The organism is Acinetobacter calcoaceticus, from assembly GCF_900520355.1.
Classification (GTDB): domain Bacteria; phylum Pseudomonadota; class Gammaproteobacteria; order Pseudomonadales; family Moraxellaceae; genus Acinetobacter; species Acinetobacter calcoaceticus_C.
Window position 1 is genome coordinate 246153 of the sequence record NZ_LS999521.1, and the last position, 18792, is coordinate 264944.

Annotated in this window: 20 protein-coding genes and 1 tRNA gene; 13 read left to right on the forward strand and 8 right to left on the reverse strand. The window is 35.6% G+C overall.

Annotated features, from left to right (window positions below; all coding sequences use genetic code 11):
• Positions 1-16: 16 nt before the first annotated feature.
• Both AC2117_RS01095 and ycaC read right to left on the reverse strand, forming a co-directional pair.
• A complete protein-coding gene (locus tag AC2117_RS01095; protein WP_133976117.1) occupies positions 17-991 on the reverse strand; it encodes a LysR substrate-binding domain-containing protein in 975 nt (324 codons plus the stop codon).
• Positions 992-1010: 19 nt separating this feature from the next.
• Positions 1011-1637 carry an isochorismate family cysteine hydrolase YcaC gene (gene ycaC / locus AC2117_RS01100; RefSeq protein WP_003653981.1) on the reverse strand — a complete coding sequence of 209 codons (627 nt, stop codon included), beginning with the start codon at positions 1635-1637 and terminating at the stop codon, positions 1011-1013.
• A 277-nt stretch (positions 1638-1914) separates the two neighbouring features.
• On the opposite strand from ycaC, the gene AC2117_RS01105 reads away from it, so the two are divergent.
• From AC2117_RS01105 to AC2117_RS01125, 5 genes are all read left to right on the forward strand, one after another.
• A complete protein-coding gene (locus AC2117_RS01105) occupies positions 1915-2787 on the forward strand; it encodes a pirin family protein (RefSeq protein WP_133971352.1) in 873 nt (290 codons plus the stop codon).
• A 431-nt stretch (positions 2788-3218) separates the two neighbouring features.
• Positions 3219-4517 (forward strand): FAD-dependent oxidoreductase, encoded by a 1299-nt coding sequence (locus AC2117_RS01110; RefSeq protein ID WP_197730965.1) that lies wholly within the window; start codon positions 3219-3221, stop codon positions 4515-4517.
• A 4-nt stretch (positions 4518-4521) separates the two neighbouring features.
• A complete protein-coding gene (locus AC2117_RS01115) occupies positions 4522-5349 on the forward strand; it encodes an SAM-dependent methyltransferase (RefSeq protein ID WP_133971355.1) in 828 nt (275 codons plus the stop codon).
• Between the two features lie 8 nt (positions 5350-5357).
• Positions 5358-5783 (forward strand): GFA family protein, encoded by a 426-nt coding sequence (locus AC2117_RS01120; protein WP_133971357.1) that lies wholly within the window; start codon positions 5358-5360, stop codon positions 5781-5783.
• 18 nt (positions 5784-5801) lie between these two features.
• Positions 5802-6812: a hypothetical protein gene (locus tag AC2117_RS01125; protein WP_133971359.1), complete on the forward strand. Its 1011-nt coding sequence runs from the start codon at positions 5802-5804 to the stop codon at positions 6810-6812.
• Between the two features lie 6 nt (positions 6813-6818).
• On the opposite strand, the gene AC2117_RS01130 is transcribed toward AC2117_RS01125, so the two are convergent.
• Complete coding sequence (locus AC2117_RS01130) at positions 6819-7493, reverse strand: hypothetical protein (RefSeq protein WP_133971361.1); 675 nt, start codon at positions 7491-7493, stop codon at positions 6819-6821.
• Positions 7494-7565: 72 nt separating this feature from the next.
• On the opposite strand from AC2117_RS01130, the gene AC2117_RS01135 reads away from it, so the two are divergent.
• From AC2117_RS01135 to AC2117_RS01155, 5 genes are all read left to right on the forward strand, one after another.
• Positions 7566-7919 carry a hypothetical protein gene (locus tag AC2117_RS01135; protein WP_133971363.1) on the forward strand — a complete coding sequence of 118 codons (354 nt, stop codon included), beginning with the start codon at positions 7566-7568 and terminating at the stop codon, positions 7917-7919.
• Between the two features lie 37 nt (positions 7920-7956).
• Positions 7957-9162 (forward strand): DUF2515 family protein, encoded by a 1206-nt coding sequence (locus tag AC2117_RS01140; protein ID WP_133971365.1) that lies wholly within the window; start codon positions 7957-7959, stop codon positions 9160-9162.
• 67 nt (positions 9163-9229) lie between these two features.
• Positions 9230-10021, forward strand: a complete 792-nt coding sequence (locus AC2117_RS01145; RefSeq protein ID WP_227549218.1) for a hypothetical protein — start codon at positions 9230-9232, stop codon at positions 10019-10021.
• A gap of 51 nt (positions 10022-10072) precedes the next feature.
• Complete coding sequence (locus AC2117_RS01150) at positions 10073-10960, forward strand: hypothetical protein (RefSeq protein WP_227549219.1); 888 nt, start codon at positions 10073-10075, stop codon at positions 10958-10960.
• Positions 10961-11011: 51 nt separating this feature from the next.
• On the forward strand, positions 11012-11887 hold the full coding sequence (locus tag AC2117_RS01155) for a hypothetical protein (protein ID WP_227549220.1): 876 nt from the start codon (positions 11012-11014) through the stop codon (positions 11885-11887).
• Between the two features lie 350 nt (positions 11888-12237).
• On the opposite strand, the gene AC2117_RS01160 is transcribed toward AC2117_RS01155, so the two are convergent.
• From AC2117_RS01160 to sxtP, 4 genes are all read right to left on the reverse strand, one after another.
• Complete coding sequence (locus AC2117_RS01160; protein WP_133971374.1) at positions 12238-12609, reverse strand: hypothetical protein; 372 nt, start codon at positions 12607-12609, stop codon at positions 12238-12240.
• A gap of 480 nt (positions 12610-13089) precedes the next feature.
• A tRNA-Thr gene (locus AC2117_RS01165) sits at positions 13090-13165 on the reverse strand.
• Positions 13166-13276: 111 nt separating this feature from the next.
• Positions 13277-13603: a gamma-glutamylcyclotransferase family protein gene (locus tag AC2117_RS01170; protein WP_133971376.1), complete on the reverse strand. Its 327-nt coding sequence runs from the start codon at positions 13601-13603 to the stop codon at positions 13277-13279.
• 23 nt (positions 13604-13626) lie between these two features.
• Positions 13627-14871, reverse strand: coding sequence for a multidrug efflux MFS transporter SxtP (gene sxtP, locus AC2117_RS01175; RefSeq protein WP_133971378.1), 1245 nt, complete (start codon positions 14869-14871; stop codon positions 13627-13629).
• A gap of 139 nt (positions 14872-15010) precedes the next feature.
• On the opposite strand from sxtP, the gene sxtR reads away from it, so the two are divergent.
• Positions 15011-15922: a multidrug efflux pump transcriptional activator SxtR gene (gene sxtR, locus AC2117_RS01180; RefSeq protein WP_133971380.1), complete on the forward strand. Its 912-nt coding sequence runs from the start codon at positions 15011-15013 to the stop codon at positions 15920-15922.
• 11 nt (positions 15923-15933) lie between these two features.
• Here sxtR and AC2117_RS01185 read toward each other — a convergent pair whose 3' ends face one another.
• Positions 15934-16818 carry a DMT family transporter gene (locus AC2117_RS01185; protein ID WP_133971382.1) on the reverse strand — a complete coding sequence of 295 codons (885 nt, stop codon included), beginning with the start codon at positions 16816-16818 and terminating at the stop codon, positions 15934-15936.
• Positions 16819-17192: 374 nt separating this feature from the next.
• Between AC2117_RS01185 and AC2117_RS01190 the strand changes: the two genes are divergently transcribed.
• Positions 17193-17873 carry a hypothetical protein gene (locus tag AC2117_RS01190; protein ID WP_133971384.1) on the forward strand — a complete coding sequence of 227 codons (681 nt, stop codon included), beginning with the start codon at positions 17193-17195 and terminating at the stop codon, positions 17871-17873.
• 15 nt (positions 17874-17888) lie between these two features.
• Positions 17889-18779, forward strand: a complete 891-nt coding sequence (locus AC2117_RS01195) for an FAD-binding oxidoreductase (RefSeq protein ID WP_133971386.1) — start codon at positions 17889-17891, stop codon at positions 18777-18779.
• The last annotated feature ends 13 nt before the right edge of the window (positions 18780-18792 follow it).

The window sequence follows — 18792 nt, forward strand, 5'->3', positions numbered from 1 at the left end:
AGAAGTATTCAATGCATTATGAAAATGAATAACCTTGATTACTTTCAGGCAAACGTCGCAATTCATCAATCAGCGTTTCAATGAGTTTTTCAACCACAAGACGCTGGCCTTTTCTGGACACATAAACCAGTTGTAGCATGCCAATATTTGACTTCCAGTCAGGCAGAATATGAATAAGTTTGCCTTTACGAATTTCAGATTCAACGGTTAAAAAGGGAAGGTCCGCGATTCCTAGGCCGTCCATAACGGCATAGTAAACACCTGCTAAGTCATTACTTTTTATTCGTGGTTGATAAGGCACATCAACCGATTCGCCATTGCGTGTGTTACATAAATGCCAGACATGATTTTGCTTTTGAGTACCCAGGCTAATACTTGGAAAGTCCTGTAATTCTGAATAATTTTGGATTACTCGACCTTGGAGCAATTCAGGCGCGGCTACCAGACAATGATCGGTTTTAATCACATCACGAACAATAAGATTTGAGTCTTCATTGGGTTCGAAATTGGTCCGAATGGCAAGGTCGATGTCATCATGCAAAATATCTACTCGACGGCTTGTAAGTTCGAGTGATATTTCAACTTTAGGATAGGTTTTTAAAAACTGATTTAAAATTTTTCTAATTTGAAAATGCATCATCAAAGGTGGGCAACTCACTTTTACCAACCCTTGAGGTTCACTTTTTTGCTTTAATAAAACGTTTTCTGCACACTCAACTTGAGCAATAACTTTGCAGCATTCCTCATAAAACTCTTGGCCTAAATCGGTCACCTTAAAATGACGGGTGGTTCTTTGAATCAGGCTAACGTTAAATTTATTTTCAAGGTCGATAATGCGTCTGCTGAGTTTTGATTTACTAATGTTTTCGGCTTCACTGGCCGCACTAAAGCCGCCGTGCTTTACGACCAAATAGAAATAATAAAAATCATCAAAAGAGCTTATCAATTTCAGATCAATCCATTTAAATGCAAGATTAGAATGCTTAAGCATTCTAATCTTGGTCATGTCATTATTTTTGCGATGTATTAAAGCTATAGCTGGTCATCAGGTTACGATAATCAGGAATATGATTTGAGAATAATGCACCTAAACCTTCTACATCATTACGCCAGTCACGATGTAATTCACATGCCATCCCGAACCAAGTCATGAGCTGAGCACCTGCTTTTGACATACGGTCCCAAGCAGCATCACGTGTTAATTCATTGAAAGTACCAGAAGCATCGGTAATCACAAACACTTCAAAGCCTTCTGCTAACGCAGCTAAAGCAGGGAATGCCACACAAACTTCGGTTACCACACCCGCAATAATCAGTTGTTTTTTACCTGTTGCTTTGACAGCTTTTACAAAATCTTCATTGTCCCATGCATTGATTTGGCCTGGGCGTGGAATAAAAGGCGCATCTGGGAAAAGTTCTTTTAACTCTGGAACTAAAGGACCATTTGGACCATTTTCAAAACTGGTCGTTAAAATAGTAGGTAAATTAAAATATTTTGCAGCATCGGCAAGTGCTAATACATTATTTTTAAATTTATCCGGATCGATATCTCGAACTAAAGAAAGTAAACCTGCTTGGTGGTCAACTAAAAGAACTGCAGCATTATCCTTGTCTAAACGCACGTAATCTTGAGCCATTTTTTATTTCCTCATGTTATCAAAATGAATGATGAAAAATTATTGAGTAGGTCATCATTGCCTAAAATTATGCTAGTTGAGTTTTATGTTGTGATTAAGTCTAAAAAATAGGATTAAGAATTTTAAAAATAGGACGATCTTTTAAACTGCGTATCAAATTCTAAGATTGTCTCATATATGAAATAATGTGTTGCTAATCCTGATCTATAAACTGCAATTATTGAGGCGTAAAATCAATCCCAGTTCAAGAAAATCCTACATATATAGGAGAGATCAGATGAAGAAATTTCTTGGTGCATATCAAAATAACCAGATGCATTGGGTAGGTGATGGTTTCCCTGTATATAACCTGTTCTCTTATGACCGTTTAGGCCAAACCCTAAGCCCATTTTTGCTACTGGATTATGCAGCGCCTTATACCTTCTCACCAACGACTGAGCAACAAGGTGTAGGTTCACATCCCCACCGTGGTTTTGAAACGGTGACAATCGCCTACCAAGGTGAAGTGACGCATAAAGACTCAAGTGGTGGCGGTGGAACCATTAAAACTGGTGATGTGCAATGGATGACTGCTGGTGCAGGAGTGTTACATGAAGAGTTTCATTCTCCTGAGTTTGCAGAGCATGGCGGTCTTTTTGAAATGGTGCAATTATGGGTGAATTTACCTGCCAATTCAAAAATGACCCCTGGAAAATACCAAGCCATTGAAGCTAAAGATATTCCAGACATTGCATTAGACGAGCATGGTAGCCATTTGCGTGTTATTGCAGGTGACTATGCAGATATACAAGGTGCAGCAACTACGTTTAGTCCGTTAAATGTATGGGATGGCAAACTAGTTAAAGGCCAAAAACATACCCTTTATGTACCTGAAGGACATACAACGCTGGTTGTGGTGTTAGAAGGGGCTGTTGTGGTTAATGACTCAAACCGTCTTGAAGGTAAAACTGTTGCGATTCTATCTCGTGAAGGCGTTGAGTTCACCCTAAATGCAGAAGAAGACACCAAGTTTTTAGTGCTAACAGGTCAGCCACTCAATGAGCCGATCGAAGGTTATGGTCCATTTGTAATGAATACCAAAGCCGAGATTATGGAAGCGATTAATGATTTTAACCGTGGAAAATTTGGTTCACTCATGCAAGAAGGATAAATTGCTCTCGAGTAGGCATTAAAGCAAAGTAATAAAAAGCCCGCTATCAAGTGTGAATAGCGGGCTTTTTCGCTGTAAAGGTTCTATTTTTATGATGGTTGGCATTGTTGTGTCGGCATTGTTTTGTGTGATTTGCTTCTCATTATTATGGGTTAATGATATCCCAAAAAATAACAGTTGTAAAACGAATGATATAAATATAGTTAAATTATCTTATTTTATTTAAAAGATTTTTTTTAAATTTTCAAAGAATTTAAGGTTTTATGTACTTCACTGCTATTGTAAGGAAATATAAAAAATGAATCGGATAAGAAACTAAATATTTTGTGTATAAATTCATGCAAAAAATAAAAATCTGGTAGTTTTTAATACGGTGTTTTTTTAGGGTATGAGTGATAATCAAAAAAACTCTCAAAGAATGGGACATCATTTTGAATATCGCAATTATTGGCAGTGGAATGGCAGGTCTTGCAGCAGCAAGAATTCTGAAAGATGCAGGGCATACGATCACGATATTTGAAGCACTTCCTGGCAGGGGAATGGACAGCCATAGCATTGAGTTCGATGGTGGAATTATTGATGCGCCATTGCGTGTTATGAACCCGCATTTATGGAAGAACACGCTTAGCCTTGCTGCTCATTTAGGCATTAAAACCTTTCCGGTTCGTACTTATATGTCATGTAGCTGGTTATTTGAAGACCGTACTGAAACATGGTTAACCACATCTCGTAGCCGTATTGGTAATTTCCCGATTATTAATAACCGTAAAGGAATCCAGCAATATGGCTGGCGCTTGGTTAAAGGGATGTTGCAATTAAAAACTGCGATTCATCAGTTCTTTAAATCTAAAAATCAAGATATTACCCTTGCTGAATTTATTAATCAGAACGATATAGAAGAAGTATTCTGGCATGGTGTAGTAATGCCGGTTTTATATACCATTTGTACGTGTAACCCAAAAACAATTGGTGACTGGCCTGCAAAAAATTTACTTGAGTTTTTACGTCACTTAACTGATGGCGACATGTTGTTGCGTATGAAAGGTGGTACACCTGCATTTGTAGATAATCTAATTAAAGATATCGACATCCATAGCGGATCAGCGATTAAGAAAGTTGAATTACAAGGCGAAAAAGTACTGGTTGAAAACAGCCAAGGTGAACAGAATTTATTTGATCGCGTGATTGTGGCAACACCAACATCTAAAATCGATGAGTTTTTAAACCCTGAACAATTTGCTGAAGATATGAAACTCTTGAAGCAATTCCGTTTTGAGCAAGGCGATCTTGTGATTCATACAGATGCCACAGTAATGCCACCACGCCGTAAAGACTGGTCGGTGCTGAGCTATATGATGGATCGTAAGTTTACGCGTCAACAATTCACAGTGTGGATGAATGCGGTTGAGCCAACACTTGTAGGTAAAAATCCTGTATTTCAGACTTGGCGTCCAGTCACTGATATTGACCCTAAAAAAGTTATTTCAAAAGTGACCTTAACGCGTGCAGTTGTAGACTCGCAAACAATTGCTTTAAATAAAGAATTGCAACAACGTCATTTAGACTTAAACCGTAAAGTATTTTACTGTGGTTCATGGTCATGTGATGGTTTGCCAATTTTAGAGTCAGCAGTAACCTCTGCGATGCACATTGCTGAAATTTTAGGTGCACCTTTACCATTTGTAGGTTTAAAACCTCAGGTTGAAGTTGCTCCTGAGCTCGGTTACTAAAATTGTGAAAACAAAAGTTCGAGCAGCTCTTTCTCGATTGATTCCCCATAAATATGCAATTGATGCATCAAATTTAGGGGATGATGGAGAGCTTGCTTGGACAAATTTGGGTTTGTGGAAAAATACCCAAAACTACCGTGAAGCTTGTTGCCAATTGGCCGACCATTTGGCACAAGCTGTCAATTTAAATTCAAAAGATCATCTATTAGATTTAGGCTGTGGGCAGGGTGCAAGTTTATTGCATTGGTTAAAGTACTATCAGCCAAAAAGCGTAAGTGCGGTCGATTTGCAAGCCGAATGTGTTAATAAAATTCAAAAACTTATTCCAGAGATAAACCAGATTTACAGTGGTTCTTTTTTAAATTTAAAACAATTTGAATTCAAACAATTCTTCGATGTCGTGCTATGTATCGACGCGGCTTATCACAGTCATTTAAATTCATTTCTTGATTCAGTTGTTTCAGTTTTAAATTCAAAAGGACGATTAGGTTTTCATTACCTAATGCGTGCCGATTCATGTCAAAACATGACGGTGTTGCAAGAACAAAAATATCGTTACCTGCTTAAAGCGGCAGACGTGGTTTGGGATAATGTGCCAAACGAGAAAACGCTAAGAAATGCCTTGGAACAACAAGGTTTTGCCAATATTCAAATTGAAGATTTATCCGAGCAAGTATTACTCGGTTTTTCACAATATATTCAAAATCAACAAGAGAGAAATCAAAGCCGAGGGTTGGCAAACTTTAAAATTCAAATGACTGCAAAGTTATGTCGACAACTCTACCAGAACGGATATGTACGTTATATTCAGATAACAGCAATAAAAAAATAGAGTGAACTATGTCAGCCAAATATCAGGGATCGTGTTTGTGTGGAGCTGTAAGTTATCAAAGTGCAGCAGAGCCACGTTATAGCTTTAATTGCCATTGTCGAGATTGCCAGAAGGCAACAGGTTCGGCATATGCGCCAATTGCTTTTTTTCATCAATCTGAATTGAAGGTGAGTGGCGAGCTTAAATATTTTGAGACTTTAGGTTCTTCTGGTCGTTCTATTAAAAGAGCATTTTGCCCGACTTGTGGTTCTCAGCTTTTTGGCTTACCTGAAATTGCCCCTGAAATGATTTCAATACGTGCAGGCACTTTAGATGACCCGAGTCTCTATCAGCCTAGGGCGGAAGTTTTTGTGAGCCAAGCCTATGCTTGGGATACGCTCAACCCAAACCTTAGACATTTTGAAAAAATGATAGAGAAGAAGAAAGAAGGTTAATAAATATAGTCAAAAAATATGATTCCTTTTTCTTTTAACTATCTCTGGATTTTCTTAATTGCTTCCTTAGGGAGTTTCGTTTTTTTTCTATTTGCAGTGGGCATGATTTTTAGTACTAAATTACGCTCTGTGATTAGGAATGGAAATATATTAATTCGACTCATTTTTTTAATGAGCTTTTTATGTGTATTGTTGAATATCGGTTTAGGTATTCTCTCAATCATTATTGATAATAAAATTAAAAAAGATCATGAGGCTTTAAATAAGGTACTTGTAAAAGAAGAAAAAATTTTAGGTATTCAGATGCCTAAAGGTACTCAACTTGAGCTATATCAACCTGATCAGCTTGATTCGTTTAGAAATGTGACGTTCCCTCAACCTATTCAATTCGGAAATTTTCACGTCAATTCTATTAAAATTGCGAGAGGATTTGATCTTGAACTATTCAATGATAGATCTATAACCTTAGAAGGCGATGGCACAGATCTGGTTGAAGGATGGCCATGTAAGGTTTCTGTTTATATAAAAGTTTACCTAGATAAAGATGCCAAAATTAATGGACTGGAATACTGTTCGCTTGCGCATTTAGTTCGGTTGAATCATCTGGAAATTCAGCCAGAAGCTAGTGTCGAGCGTTCAAAAGACCAGAAATATCCAGATGGCTTTGTTTCAAAGGATTACTGGGAAATTAAAAGTGCTTCTATAAAATATAAAAATATTTCGATGAGTTGGGCTGATATCTATTTTGACCACGATAAGAATTTAGTAGGTATTGAAAATGCAAGATTGGGAGAAGATTTAAAATTAGGCAATATTAAGTATCCTAAAGGTACTGAATTCAATTTACTGGTTCGTCCTTTAGCTAAGCAAGAAGCATGGTTATTCATTCCCCCTGAAAAGTTGAACGCAATAGATAAAAATGGAAAAATTTATACCCATCAACAAGCAATTCTCCAAAGCCCAAACGGAGTAGTAAAACAGGTTCTTGATATATCCGACCCTAATCTTATGATGAGAATGATGAATTAATCGGTTTTAATGATGAAAATCTAAAGGTGTAGTTTGTGTATTCGGTATATGACCAAATATATATTCATCTTTAGTCTGGAAAAAAATATCAAAGCTCTTGCTCATTAATTTGTCATGTTGACTTTGTTTTCTAAAAATCTCAGAAAGTTGTTGAATGTAGTAGTTTATCCAGTCAGTTTTATCTGAAAAAAAAGAACAACTTCTAAGCCTGGCATAGAGCGATTGTAGATTACTTGCGATCACATCAATATTGGGTTGAAAAAGCCAAATAAGAATTTCGTTGGTTTCTAATGGAGTAGATAAATAATCTTGTTCGGGAGAAAATTTTTCGATTTTATAGAGTTGTGCTCTATGCTCAGTATAGCTTGAACATAATAACTTAGTATTCTCTACTTGATAGAAGCCAGTTCCCATTTCTGCCTCTCTAATAAGTTTAGAAATAAGTAAGCAATTTGGTAACTCTTCTAATGAGGGAATTGGAAGATTTTTAAAAAGATTAACCGCTCGACTGATAACCTGATATTCACCTGTACCTGTAATAATTCCATTCCCCCATAGATGTATCTTTGAGATCTTTTCATGAGAAAATTGAATTATTCCATCTTCTTGCTGGGTAACTTTCTTATTATCTGAAGCAACAATAATGCTATCGTTTAATTGAATAGCAACAATAAAGGTCATGTTTAAATAGTGAGAAAGGTCTAAAATATTAGACTGATTATAGGTTAGATTTAATAAAATAATAGGTAAATCATGGCTGGTGGTTCACAAATCATTATTAATAAGAATGGTATTACGGTTATTACTCCCGCAAAGTTTGAAGTAAAAGCGGGACAGCATATCTTTAAAGGTGGTGCAGAAGTTGGAGTAAACCTGCAAGGTTTACCTGCATATGAAAAATACGATGAAAAGTTTAATTTATTTCTACCTTCTGGAAAACCTTTAACTAATGTGAGTTATAACATTCAGTCTAATAATCAGAGCTTTATGGCAACCACTGATATGAAAGGGAAAACTAAAAGGGTTAATACTAAAGAAGCAGAACAACTTGATGTTGATTTAAATTGGTTGAATTTTGAACCTGATGAAAATGACCCTGTGAAATAATTATTTCTTCTCATCATTTAAAAGGATAAATTTTAAAATGGCTGGTTCTCTTGATTGGGCTGGAACTACAAATAATATTGAAAATAGTTGTAAATCAGTAAATTGTGATTGCACTACAGTATGGGAATATTACCAGCAAATGGCAATGTCCCTTTTATCTAATAAAAAAGATAATCAAAATTATTGTATAGAACCTGGTTATGAAGCTCGTGCTAGACGAATTGCATCAATTTACGCCCGTATTTATTTGGAAATGTTTCCTTTTACATCGAATCAATCTCTTACCGCATCAACCTATAGCGGGAGATTTTACTGGATGGGGTTAGGTGCTTTTGCATCAAAAACAGTTGCTGCAGTATTTGATCATATTGTTTCTAAGACAGGGTCAAATGCAGATGCTTTAATTAAATCGATCAGTTCTGATCATTTTAATTTAAATAGTTTTGGTGTTGCAGGCATTCATACTTTTGCAAAAGGTAATCTATGGCTCTATATGGATATTAGCGTCTGGCATTTTGTTTGGGCTAAGTCATCTGCCGATTTTAAAATTTGCGTAGGCAACAGAAATACAAAAACTTATAAAAAAGTTAAAAGCTCTTTGTATAATTTTCCATGGTCTGGGTGTTTAACAAAGATTAATAATCTTAAAGCAACCACAGAGATTCATAATGCATTTGAACAGACTTTACCCAACATAGAAAAAGTTTTTGCGGCGAACGCTTTAAGGCAAGACAAGTTCACCCTCGCTGCTAAAGACTTGTTATATCACTTATTACAAATTGCAAATCAAGAACAGATCAATATCTTACAGAAAATCGTTTGGGATGATCCTATTGTACAAAATGGTGCAGATGTTCAACGTAAGGCTGGAATCCCCAAAGCTGAACTGATTCTTTCAAGTGAATATGATGGAACAATAAAAAAAATACATGCTGTTCGTGGCAATGTTTATTCGTATGAAACTGAATTTGGGAAAAAGATCAAGTCATTACCCGAATCTCCAATCAGCACACCGCCGAGTGGCACCAAAGTTGAGAACCAAGATAGCCGTATGCGTTGGATTAATTTGGCAGCTCAAAAATATCATCGTTTGATGTTGAGTGATGTTGGGCGACCTTATTTAGAAAAAGAGTTACGCACAATTGCTGGTTGGAATACCAGTAAATGGGATGACGGTCTAAGTCAGTTCGATAAATTATTTATTAAAATAGGAAAAGATTCAAATGATGGAAAGGGCGGTTAGTTATATATTCCTAATTTTTATTTTTTTAAATTTACAGGCCTGTCATGCCCAGCAAAAGGAACAAAAAATGTCTTCTCAACCTGAACTCTATACCTTGAATTTTGGTGTAGAGGGTGAAAAAAAGTTTAAATCTTATATGCAAACAGGTGTAGACCAGCAACCAGCTGGGATGTCTTTTTTTGACCTTACGTGGGAACCACCGCATTTAGCAAATATAAAAATAGATTTAGGTGAAAATAGTTTTGTTATTAAGAATGCATTTTTAGCAATGGGAACCCGGATTGACTATGCACAGCAAAATGAAGGTATCCAAATTATTGATGTAACTGCAGGGTTAAATAAAGAAGAGTTTGTTAGTGAAGAGCAGGCTTATATGGCCTATAAGGAGTTATTTGGTCAATTACAAAAAGCAGGGTGGGAACAGTATTTTTTTCCAAGTACTTCTAGAATTGCAAAAAAAGATAATATGAAGTCTATGAGTGAAGATGGCCTTATTATAGACCCTTATAATCTTTTAACGCTTACAGAGTGGAGTAACTTTTTTAATAAAAAACCAACAGTGACAGTACGATTATATACTCATGGTGTATCTTTAGAAATCAGTATAGATAAAACAAAATCAGAAAAAGATAAAAAACAATATATGCTTAGATATTCAATAGAAACAATTAATTACAGTATAAAAAATTCAATTAAAGATGGCTATAAACTGTCAGGTCAGGAACTAAAAACTGCTTTTGATGAAAGAGTGAAATATAATCAAAAACAGAGAGCTAGAGTTGAAAGTCAAGCCAAAAAAGAAGGTTTCCATATTGATGAGTCATATCAGGACCCTGATGTTTGGCAGTATGTAAAATAGTCGGATTATTGAATTTAAATCTATAAAACTAAACTCTGGATTTTCTAATTGATGAAAAAAATAGTTAGTTATTTCTTCTTATTTTTTATTCTTTTAAATTTACAAGGATGTAATGCTGAGAAAAATAATAAAAAAGCATTTTCTCAACCTGAACTTTACTCATTGAATTTTGGTATAGAGGGTGAAAAAAAGTTTAAATCTTATATGCAAACAGGTGTAGACCAGCAACCAGCTGGGATGTCTTTTTTTGACCTTACGTGGGAACCACCGCATTTAGCAAATATAAAAATAGATTTAGGTGAAAATAGCTTTGTTATCAAGAATGCATTTTCAGCAATGGGAACCCGGATTGACTATGCACAGCAAAATGAAGGTATCCAAATTATTGATGTAACTGCAGGATTGAATAAAGAAGAGTTTGTTAGTGAAGAGCAGGCTTATATGGCCTATAAGGAGCTATTTAGTCAATTACAAAAAGCAGGATGGAAACAATACTTTTATCCCTCAGATGCTCGTTTTGATAAAAAAGATAATTTAAAGAGAATTGGAAAAAATAATACTGTAATAGATCCCTATAATCTATTAACTCCAGCCGAATGGAGAGAGCATTTTAAATCTTCTACCTCACTATATTTCAATTTATATAAAAATGGTGTTTTAACTGAACTAAATTTAGAGAAAACTAGTAAAAAAGAGTTAAATGCTGAGAAAAATGAACATTTTATGTTGAGGTTTTCTATTCAGTCAATTAGATACGTAACAAAAAATTTAATTGAGAATGGATATAAATTAACAGGGACTGAGTTAAAAAGAGCTTACGATGAAATGGTGTTAGTAGATCAAAAGGAAAGAAGCAAAGCTGAAATTAAAGCCAAAAAAGAAGGTTTCCATATTGATGAGTCGTATCAGGACCCTGATGTTTGGCAGTATGTAAAATAGTCGGATTATTGAATTTAAATCTATAAAACTAAACTCTGGATTTTCTAATTGATGAAAAAAATAGTTAGTTATTTCTTCTTATTTTTTATTCTTTTAAATTTACAAGGATGTAATGCTGAGAAAAATAATAAAAAAGCATTTTCTCAACCTGAACTTTACTCATTGAATTTTGGTATAGAAGGTGAAAAAAAGTTTAAATCTTATATGCAAACAGATGTAGACCAGCAACCAGCTGGGATGTCTTTTTTTGACCTTACATGGGAACCACCGCATTTAGCAAATATAAAAATATATTTAGGTGAAAATAGTTTTGTTATCAAGAATGCATTTTTAGCAATGGGAACCCGGATTGACTATGCACAGCAAAATGAAGGTATCCAAATTATTGATGTGACAGCAGGGTTAAATAAAGAAGAGTTTGTTAGTGAAGAGCAGGCTTATATGGCCTATAAGGAGCTATTTAGTCAATTACAAAAAGCAGGGTGGAAAGCATACTTTTATCCTTCAGATACTCGTTTTGATAAAAAAGATAATCTTAAAGTTATGCAAGAAGATGGAGTTATTATTGATCCTTATAATTTCTTAACTTTAAAACAATGGAAAGAATATTTTGATAGCAAGTCCATAGTGGTAATTAGATTATATACAAATGGTATATTAGCAGAATTAAGTATGTCTAGAACAAAATCTAAAGAAGATAAAAAACAGTATGTATTAAGATTTTCTGTACAAACAATTAGATACGTAACAAAAAACTCAATTGAAAATGGATATAATTTAACAGGGCCTGAGTTAAAAAGAGCTTACGATGAAATGGTGTTAGTAGATCAAAAGGATAGAAAAAAAGCTGAAATTAAAGCTAAAAAAGAAGGTTTTCATATTGATGAGGCATATCAAAACCCAGATGTTTGGCAGTATGTAAAATAGAGATTAAGAAAATACATGATTAGGTTTTCACTACTACAAAGTAGTCGAGATAGCTTGGGATACGCTCAACCCAAACCTTAGATACTTTGAAAAAAATGATAGAGAAGAAAAAAGAAAGTTAAAGCTAATCTGACAAGTCCGTACGCTTTTTCGTACATTCATTCAGGAAATTTGCGTCTTTCTATGATCTCATGAATTGCCTATGATGAACCCATCAGGAACAGGAAGTTCCGAAACGTAAAACAACAATAATAAGTTTAAGCATCAGGACGTGAGGTATTATAGGAAGTGTACCTAGTAACGAAATACGAAAAAAGCCCAACAGGATGTTGGGCTTTTTTCATTTTGTATTAATAAATTTGTTTTCCACCTAAGGCAGCACAATCAACAGGTGTATTCCATTTTACGGCAGTTCCTGTGAGTACTGGACGAACAATACGCCATGGCCAGAATCCAAATCTTTGGCTTTGATGATAATTAATCACCACATCTGCACCATATTTACGGGCAACCATAGCTAATTTAGGTTTTATTTCTTCAAAACCACCATAGGTTCCTTTTGCGGCTTTAATACGTTTGATTACTTTATAGTGTTCGGCTGTAGGGTTACCCTCAATTAAGCAAACTGGTGTTTGCATTTGGGGTTGAGATGCAGCATCTTGGGCATGTATTGTTAAAGGTAATCCTAGAAATAAAGCAGGTAAAATAAAACGGAGTTTCATATTTTTCCTTGTTGGTATCATAATGAATTAAAGTTTATAAATAGGTCTTATTAACATGACCTTATTTGGTGGCGCATTATAATCATATCTTTTTCATATTTTTTATTTTAAAACCTGTTTTTTTGATAAATTAGAAACATAATTTTTTGTCTTTAAAGGAATAAATTGGTTTTTATAACATCATTTTTAAGCTCAGATTTATAATAATTATTTATCAAATTTAAAAAAGAGTTTTGATAAGAGCTTTTTATCAAAAAGATATTCTTTAAAAAATATAATTAATATATTTTGTTTAAAATTATAGCAGCGGCAAAATAGATGGTTACTGAACTGCAGAAATACGAAAAATAATTTGAGGGGTGGTAGATCACTAGGTCGTCTGCACTCTATTCTTTTGAAAATACTTATAAGTATTTGTGTATTTCAAAACCTACAGACAACAAAAAACCCCATAAATCAAATATTTATGAGGTTTAATGATGGTGCCGGCACACGGATTCGAACTGTGGACCTACTGATTACAAGTCAGTTGCTCTACCAACTGAGCTATGCCGGCAACGTGGAGTGAATTTTACAGTTTCTTAAAAAAAATACAAGCCAAAAAATGAGCATTTAAATTTTTTCTATCAATTTTTAAATGCTTGTGCACTTAAGCTTTAGAAATTACTTAAGACTTCAACACATAAATAAAAGATTCAACACGTTCGCCACTATTTAAAGTGAACTGAACAGGCACTCTTTCGTATTCTTCACCTTCAAAATCATCAAGCAATTTCCAGTTCGAACCTAAATGTTCCGAGCTAAAAACAAAACCTTGAACTTGATTAGCACTATTATCAAGCACAATTCCCGCATAGCCTAAATTGGCTCCCCAACCTTCGTTACGCAAGGTTCCATTTACCCAGCCTTCTGCCCATTGTCCTCCAATATTTTCAAGGACATGAGCGTTAGGTCGGCCCGGACCTAAAGTGCCATAAACAAATAAACTCGACATGTGAGGTTCCTTTAAATGAAAAATTAATGAGCTTTTGCGTGTGAGGTATAAACCGCTAAAAATATTCCAAGTAATGAAAGTACAACCGTTAAACCGACTATGGCGCTCCATCCGCCATGTAACCAGAACCAGCCACCTGCCGAGCCAACAATGCTCGAACCCATATAGTAAAACAGTAAATACAGTGAACTGGCGTGGGCTTTAGCTTGTTTGCTTTCAGCACCCACTGAGCTGCTTGTGAGTGAGTGGGTAACGAAGAAACCCGTTGTAATAAATGCAATACCGATAATAATGCCGAAAAGGGAGGTGAGCAGCGTCATGAGACTGCCCACAATCATTAAGGCAAAGCCGCTCATCATCATGGTTTTTTTGCCGAAGCGATCGGCTAGGCCACCTGCTAACGAGGAAGACACCATACCAAAGCTATACGACAAGAAAATAAGGCTAATTTGAGTTTGGCTGAGTGAATAAGGCGCTCCACTTAAACGGAAAGTAGCGTAGTTAAACAAAGTGACAAACACACTGGTTAGCAAGAATCCAATGGCAAACAGACGTAGCAATTTGAAATTACTTAAATGTGTGCGCCACATTTGCATGTGAAAATCTAAATTCAAACCTTTTTTCTGTACGAAATTACGCGAAGCAGGAAGTAAATTCAAAAAAGCAATCGAGCAAATAAAACAGATTGCCCCAAGTAAGCCTAAGGCAGTGCGCCAAGAAAAATATTCAATCAAAACGCCCATGCCAACACGGCCCATCATTCCACCAAAAGCCGTACCTGCAATATATAAACCCATGGTTTTACCAAGATGTTCAGGTGCAATTTCTTCAGCAATCCAAGCCATGGTGACGGCGGGTACTCCACCGAGTAACAGACCTTCTAGTGCTCGTGCTATGAGTAAGCTGTTCCAGTTAGGTGTAAACATCGCCACAATATTAAGAATCGCTGCACACAGCATTGAGCTGAAGATCACACTACGACGGCCAATCGCTTGTGAAAAAGCACTCGATAGTACAATTGAAATTGCTAAAAAAGCAGTCGTTAAAGACAGGGCGAGGGAGCTGCTTGCAGGGCTAATCTGGAAGCTTTGACTAAACGCTGGCAAGAGTGGTTGTACACAATAAATCAGAGAGAAACTAGCAAAGCCTACCAAGAATAAAGCGAAACCAGCGTGCTTATAGGCTTTAGTACCTTTGTAAATCCACTCGCGGGAAAGAACAGAAGTTGCTTCAGTGCTTAAGGTACTGGGTGTAGATGAAGAGCTCATATCATGACCATGACATAAAAGGGGTACGGCGCCTTTAGGCGTGCTGCATCGAGAAAATTCGATAAATTAAAATTAGCAATTTAGATGGTATTTTTCTAATATATTTAACAAGGGATCATGATATGTTTTATATATAGCTATGGAATTAAGACATATACGCTACTTTTTAGCAGTAGCAGAAGAAAAAAACTTTACCAGAGCGGCGCATCGCTTAAACATGAGTCAGCCACCTTTAAGCATGCAAATACGAGACTTAGAAGAAGAGTTAGGTGCAGATTTATTTATTCGTTCTCCGCATGGGGTGGAACTGACCGAAGCTGGGCTTGCCTTTTTAAATGCCATTCAGCCAGTACAGCAGCGTGTAGAAGATGCAGCGAGCTTAGTCAAACAAGTTGCTAATGGTGAAGTCGGCCAATTGCGATTAGGTTTTACAGGTACTTCAATGTTGAATCCTCTAATTCCTAAATGTGTTCGCTATTTTCAGCAGCAATATCCTAAAGTGAATCTTAAGCTTGAAGAAGCGAACACACTGCTACTCATCGATTTACTGCTTGAAGACCGCTTAGACGTCGCAATTATTCGCTCCCCACGCCACGTTCCAGATAGCTTAATCGTTCAAGATTTATTGGCTGAACCTTTAATTGCCGCTTTGCCTTCTGAATTTTTTAAACTAGATGATTCATCAAAAGAAATTGATTTAGCTTCCCTGCGAGAGATTGATTTTATTGTCTCGCCACCTTCAATCAGTGCAGGGCTTTTTGATGCGATTAAACAAGCCTGTCAAAGCTGTGGCTTTGAACCTAAAATTGGACAAAATGCGCCGCAAATTGTGTCAATTTTATCGTTAGTGTCTGCAAACTTGGGGGTATCTTTGGTTCCAGAGTCGACCAAACAATTGCAAATTCAGGGTGTAGCTTATCGCTCTTTGCAAGCGCCAGTACCTACCGTGGGTTTAGGACTTGCTTATAAAAAACATGCCCCTTCACAAATGGCGATTAACTTTGCCAGTGTGGTGCAAGTGGCTTGCCACCACGCAGACGAATATCAATGAAATTGGCTGACTTATGACTTGGGTGCTCTGTTCATTAAAAAGATGCCTGAAATAATGAAAATCGCGCCATATAAAAACGATAAGGTCGGTTGCTCATGAATGAACACCCAAGCCATCAGTGCTGCAAAAATTGGCTCAGAAAGTTCGGTCACTTGGACTTTTGCCGCGGGTAAATATGTTAATGCTTTTGTGGTGCAATAAAATCCAAGAATGGTAGGCAGAACTGCCAAGCCAATTAAACCTAAAATAATATTAGTGCTAAAGTTTATGCTATGAAAATTGATTAAAAAGGGCACGGCAAGATAAACACTACCAAAAAGTAATAAATACTTAGTGAGAAAAATTCCGCCGTTTAATCTGAATTTTTTGATTAATACTGAAAATAGACCATAGCCAATACCTGCAATAGAGGCATTGATAAGCATTAATAAACTATTTTCACCTTTCCATGAAATTACACTAATACCCGCTATAGCTAATAATGTTCCAGCAATAGAATGAATATAAATACTTTCTTTTAAAACTAACCTGCCAAAAAATAAAGCTGAAATAGCGGCTGAAGCCATTAATACCACGACCACATTGGCCGCAGCACCATGGTTGTAGGCAATAGTTTCAAAAAAGAATAGCGAAAAAATTCCTAAAAAAGCACATATGGCAATTTGTACAAAAACACTCAGTTTGCTCGGAGTGTTACTAATGTATGCAATCTTTTGGCTAACAGGGACTTTAAATAAAAAAACACTTAAAAAGAAAAAGGCAATAATGGTTTTTAAAAAGGCAATATCTTGTGGGTTTAAACCACTATGCATGAGTAATTTACTAATCACACCAATAGAGGCATTGAGTGCAGCTGCACAGAGCGCAAATAGGGTTCCGATAATTAAATTATTCACTTTTATAATACTTCCATATATTTAGCCACAAGGATTCTACATTATTTTTTGTAATAATATAGCCCTGTTAAATTCCTTCTTTTCCATGAAGTGTAAGTTATTTAAATTTTGTTGGTGGTGAATATTAATTGGAATTAATTTTTTTGTTTAAACAATATTGTTGCTTAATTGTTAATTGAATTTATTACTTTTATTTTTGATTAATAATACTTCTTTTAGTTAGAAATTCTAAAAAATAATATTTTGTTGACATTTTATAAAATATATTTAAACATAATATTTGCTTGTTTTAAGTTTAATTAATAACAATCTTAATTCGAGCTAAATAAGTATTTAATACTTGGATAATAATTTAAATATAACGGAGATAAAACGTGTTTTTTTCACAGGAAAGTCTGAAAAAATTAGAAAGTGCGGTTGATCATGCTATGCATAGCGAGTTTAAAAAAGATGAAATTATGCATAAATTTCATAATGAAGACTGGTTCGATGAAAAATATTATAAACGACATATTTTAGAGTGCGTTATTCGCATTCATATGAATAATGAGTTAGATGCAAATGCTGTACGCGTTGCTGCAATCAATAATATCTCTGCTGCAAAACAGCTTTCATATTATTTATATGATGAATTTGGACACGATGAAATGTTTGGTCAAGACTTGACTAAATATGGATATTCTTCAGATCAGATTATTTCAAAAAATGCATTTCCTGAAACATGGAAACTGATGGGGTATTTAAACTTTTGTGTAGAGAAATTTGGTGCATTGCCAGCAGTCGTTTGGGACTGGTTCCTTGAATATTATGGCGACAAATTTAATAATTTTATTACGCAAAAAGCGGGTGTTCATATGGGGAATCTGGCTGTATCGGGCGCAGCTTCGCATGTTGCATTTGATGAAGCTGAAGACCATAGCGGCATGATGACAGATATGCTTTCTTCTGTAATTAAAACACAAGAAGACTTTGATCTTGCAATCAAGCATATCAATAGTTTTGTTCCGATGGTGGGAGAGTATTTTCAGGCTGTGCGTGCTGAAACCCTTTCATAGCAATGGAATTAGAATATGCCAATGGTGAATATTCGCATTAAAGAGCATATTTACATTGCTGATTCTGAGCAGCCTCTTATCAATGCGGTGCCTGATAGCACAGTGATGAAAGGCTGTTTAAAAGGTGTGTGCCGAGTTTGTCGATGTAAGCTAAAAGGTGGAGTCGTATATGAATCGGGAAACCAAATTGCCATAGATAAAGAGTTCTTACCTTGTATTAGCTATGCTCAGAGCGATGTCGAAATCACACCATTGGTGAATAATTTTAGTGTAGCTCAATTAATAACTAGAAATTTTCTTTCTGAAAATATTGTTGAGCTCACATTTAAAATTAAAAGGACCTTCTTTAGTTCTAAAGCAATTGTAAATATCAAACACCCATCAGAATCTTTAATTCGAAGTTACTCTGTGGTTTCACTGGGTGTGAAAAATTATGATTTTTTTGTTTTGCACATAAAATTAAGACCAAATGGAATATTTTCTAACTTATTTGAAAAGCTAGCGATTGGTGATCAATTAGAATACAACCTGAATAATCATATAGAGCCTGAATACGAGAAGTCCATCTCTACGCTTAATATTGTAAGCGGTGGAAGTGGCATGGGTGCTGCACTTACTCGGGGATTGGATCTCATCCGAAAAAATCCTATTTCTAAAGTGAATATCTATGCGATTAATCGGTCAGTTTTAAGTCATTATCATCAATATTGCGTCAATGTTTTTCGAGAGCAGGTTGAAGCTGAGGTCAATATTATAAATATCCCGTTTTGTACGTGGACGAATAAAGGATTTGATTTTTCAAATTATTTGGACTCTCACGAGTTAACAGTGGGTGTCGGTTCTACCCCAATAATTAATAAAATTTTAAATCAGCCTCTGTGCGAGTTAGAAAGTTTTGGTCCCTAACGGAGACTGTAAC

Bases quoted from the DNA above. Each gene is read 5' to 3' on its own strand.
- AC2117_RS01130 (WP_133971361.1), bottom strand. From the start codon at position 7,493: ATGACCTTTATTGTTGCTATTCAATTAAACGATAGCATTATTGTTGCT.
- AC2117_RS01145 (WP_227549218.1), top strand. From the start codon at position 9,230: ATGTCTTCTCAACCTGAACTCTATACCTTGAATTTTGGTGTAGAGGGT.
- ycaC (WP_003653981.1), bottom strand. From the start codon at position 1,637: ATGGCTCAAGATTACGTGCGTTTAGACAAGGATAATGCTGCAGTTCTT.
- AC2117_RS01170 (WP_133971376.1), bottom strand. From the start codon at position 13,603: ATGTCGAGTTTATTTGTTTATGGCACTTTAGGTCCGGGCCGACCTAAC.
- sxtR (WP_133971380.1), top strand. From the start codon at position 15,011: ATGGAATTAAGACATATACGCTACTTTTTAGCAGTAGCAGAAGAAAAA.
- AC2117_RS01150 (WP_227549219.1), top strand. From the start codon at position 10,073: ATGAAAAAAATAGTTAGTTATTTCTTCTTATTTTTTATTCTTTTAAAT.
- AC2117_RS01105 (WP_133971352.1), top strand. From the start codon at position 1,915: ATGAAGAAATTTCTTGGTGCATATCAAAATAACCAGATGCATTGGGTA.
- AC2117_RS01140 (WP_133971365.1), top strand. From the start codon at position 7,957: ATGGCTGGTTCTCTTGATTGGGCTGGAACTACAAATAATATTGAAAAT.
- AC2117_RS01160 (WP_133971374.1), bottom strand. From the start codon at position 12,609: ATGAAACTCCGTTTTATTTTACCTGCTTTATTTCTAGGATTACCTTTA.
- AC2117_RS01195 (WP_133971386.1), top strand. From the start codon at position 17,889: ATGCCAATGGTGAATATTCGCATTAAAGAGCATATTTACATTGCTGAT.
- AC2117_RS01120 (WP_133971357.1), top strand. From the start codon at position 5,358: ATGTCAGCCAAATATCAGGGATCGTGTTTGTGTGGAGCTGTAAGTTAT.
- AC2117_RS01135 (WP_133971363.1), top strand. From the start codon at position 7,566: ATGGCTGGTGGTTCACAAATCATTATTAATAAGAATGGTATTACGGTT.
- AC2117_RS01125 (WP_133971359.1), top strand. From the start codon at position 5,802: ATGATTCCTTTTTCTTTTAACTATCTCTGGATTTTCTTAATTGCTTCC.
- AC2117_RS01155 (WP_227549220.1), top strand. From the start codon at position 11,012: ATGAAAAAAATAGTTAGTTATTTCTTCTTATTTTTTATTCTTTTAAAT.
- sxtP (WP_133971378.1), bottom strand. From the start codon at position 14,871: ATGAGCTCTTCATCTACACCCAGTACCTTAAGCACTGAAGCAACTTCT.
- AC2117_RS01095 (WP_133976117.1), bottom strand. From the start codon at position 991: ATGCTTAAGCATTCTAATCTTGCATTTAAATGGATTGATCTGAAATTG.